2 protein-coding genes and 1 pseudogene are annotated in these 1776 nt (G+C 67.5%); 1 reads left to right on the top strand and 2 read right to left on the bottom strand.

Annotated elements, in window-relative coordinates; genetic code table 11:
• Positions 1–483, top strand: a 483-nt coding sequence (locus tag ACFWIC_RS41020; protein ID WP_380522303.1) for a group II intron maturase-specific domain-containing protein, incomplete at its 5' end; no start/stop codon positions are given.
• 139 nt (positions 484–622) lie between these two features.
• Here ACFWIC_RS41020 and ACFWIC_RS41015 read toward each other — a convergent pair.
• Complete coding sequence (locus ACFWIC_RS41015) at positions 623–1168, bottom strand: hypothetical protein (RefSeq protein ID WP_380522306.1); 546 nt, start codon at positions 1166–1168, stop codon at positions 623–625.
• A gap of 184 nt (positions 1169–1352) precedes the next feature.
• Positions 1353–1577 (bottom strand): annotated as a pseudogene (locus ACFWIC_RS41010) (transposase); the annotation flags it as partial.
• Positions 1578–1776 lie beyond the last annotated feature (199 nt).

Raw genomic sequence — 1776 nt, 5'->3', positions numbered from 1 at the left:
GAACTGCACCCGGACAAAACCAGGATCGTGTACTGCAAGGACAGCAACCGGCGCGGCTCCTACGAGCACACCGAGTTCACGTTCTTGGGGTTCACATTCCGGGCCCGTCAGGTGCGACTGAAGACTGGGAAGATGTTCACCGGTTTCAATCCAGCGGTCAGCAAAGATGCCCTGAACAAGATCAGTAATCGGGTGCGATCCTGGAGACTGCACCTGCACACTGAGGTTTCCGAAGCGGACCTTGCCCGGCTGATCAATCCAGTTGTGCGAGGTTGGATGCAATACTACGGCGCCTTCTACCGGTCGGCGCTTTATCCCCTCCTGGGGCGCATCAATTCCTACCTGATGCGCTGGATCCGCAAGAAATACAAGCGACTGCGGGGACGAAAGAAGGCGCAGGAAGCGTGGAACAGGACCGTTACCCAGCGGCCTCGGTTCTTCGCCCACTGGGCTTGGGTACCAACAGTCCCCGTCGTCTGGTGACCAGGGCAGCAAGAGCCTATAACGAGAGATCGTTACGTACGGTTCTGTGAGGGCCGGGGGCTGTGATGCCCCCGGCTACTCGACAGCAGCTTGATCCTGGTCCCGTTGCCCTCTACTGCTCCCGAGGTAAGTGTGGTGTTCAGGGCCGCGAGAACGGCGGCGTGGTCGCGTCGGATGCCGCCGGCCAGGCTGCGTAGTTCTGGTTGCCCGTCGAGGCGGACGTCGGCGAGCCAGCCATCGAGGCCAGGTGCTCGCTGCGGCGTTCGCGGACCATGGTCGCCAGGCGCAGGGCGTACTCGGTGGTCGTGGCCAGGGCCGGGCTGCGTTCGCGCAGCTCGTCGAGGCACTTGCGTTCGGTGTCGTCGAGCCGCTCGGGTCGGTGCATGATCCAGTCGGTGCCGCGGCGGACGGTCAGGTGGGGTGGTGGGGCCGCCGCCGGGATCGCTCCGGTTCGGTAGAGCCGCAGATGACGCTGAACAGTGTTGACGTCCCCGCGGTAGCCCAGTTGCTGGATCTCGCGGGTGAGTGCGGAGGCGTCGGTGCAGCCCTCCATCCACCGGTGGTGCAGGTAGCGTCGGTAGTCGTCGATCACGCTGGGGCGGTGGGTCGCCGCGACGAGGAGTTGCTCCCACGTCGGCGGCTCGGGCGAAACGCAGGACGGTGCCGCGACTGAGGCGGAGCTCACGGGCGATGGCCCGCAGGCTGTCGCCGCGCTCGATGCGTTCGTGGATCTGCTGGTGACGCTCGCGCGTGCGGGCGACCAGGGGACGCGGCCGGCCGTGGACGTCCAGCTCGTTCGAGCCGGCAGCTCTGGAACGGGGCATCTCATCCCGCTCTTCTCCGAGGTCGAGGGGTTCGCGCAGGTCAGCGCGATGGCGGCCGACGACGCGCTCAACGGCCTCGGCGAGGTTGTGCAGCAGGTGCCAGGCGTCGGCGACCTGTTGGGCCTGCGGTGCTCCCGTGCGGGCACCGTCGCGGAAGGACCCGGCGCGGTCGCGGCAGATCGTCCGCACTTCGGGGTGGTCGCGCAGCCAGGTGGCGAAGGTGTTCGCGGCACGATCGGCGAGGACCTCGACCGGCCGGTGGGTGTCCATGTCCACGAGGACCGTCGCGTAGGTGCGACCGCGGCGGATAGCGAACTCGTCCACCCCCAGACGCGGGACGAGGCCGGACGGCGGGAGGGGTAGCGCCCGGATGAGACGGAGCAGGGTGTCCCGGCCCGTGGTCATGGCCAGACGCCCGGAGATCCGGGCTCCGGCCCGGCCGCCCAGGAACAGGGCGATGTCGGTGAGC

The sequence above is a fragment of the Kitasatospora sp. NPDC127035 genome, from assembly GCF_042726075.1.
In the GTDB taxonomy this organism is placed as follows: Bacteria; Actinomycetota; Actinomycetes; order Streptomycetales; family Streptomycetaceae; genus Kitasatospora.
Note: the sequence above shows the minus strand (reverse complement) of the source record. Positions and strands in the feature narration are given on the sequence as shown.